Origin of the sequence: Pseudomonas khavaziana, assembly GCF_019145205.1 — a bacterium.
Taxonomy (GTDB): domain Bacteria; phylum Pseudomonadota; class Gammaproteobacteria; order Pseudomonadales; family Pseudomonadaceae; genus Aquipseudomonas; species Aquipseudomonas khavaziana.
Window position 1 is genome coordinate 1 of sequence record NZ_JAHSTT010000052.1, and the last position, 530, is coordinate 530.

At 60.0% G+C, this 530-nt stretch carries 1 pseudogene; it reads left to right on the forward strand.

Annotated elements, in window-relative coordinates:
* Positions 1-530, forward strand: a pseudogene (locus KVH01_RS29475) (RHS repeat protein); the annotation flags it as partial.

Genomic DNA, 530 nt, shown 5'->3' on the forward strand with positions numbered 1-530 from the left:
TATGACAACCGCCTGCGCATTGTGCGTGATCGCTCCGGGCGGATTGAGCGGTTGGATAACGGTTGTGGCCGTTCGCTTTTGTTGCGCTATGAGCTGGACCGTATCGTCGCGGTGGACTACCAGGTTCATCGTGCCAAAGGTCGTGAACCCTACGTCTGGGAGACCGAGCAGAACGTCGTTTCCTACGCCTATGACGAAGATGGACGACTGGTTTGCGCGACCAATGCCGTCGGGGAAAGCGAGCGTTATCGCTACGACGAGCAGCACGTCATTCTTGAGCGGCAGTTGGCCGGTGGGGCGAGTTTCTTTTGGGCGTGGGAAGGCTCCGGCAAGGCGGCACGCTGTGTCCGGCATTGGGCGAGTTTTTCGCAGATGGACACGCGCTATACCTGGGGGGATGACGGCCGTGTCACCGTGCACAACGCCGATGGTAGCCAGGAAGTGTATGTCCACGATCAGCGTGCACGCCTGGTGCAGCGCATCGATCCGGACGGTGCCCAGCACTTCAAATCCTACGATGACAAGGGCCG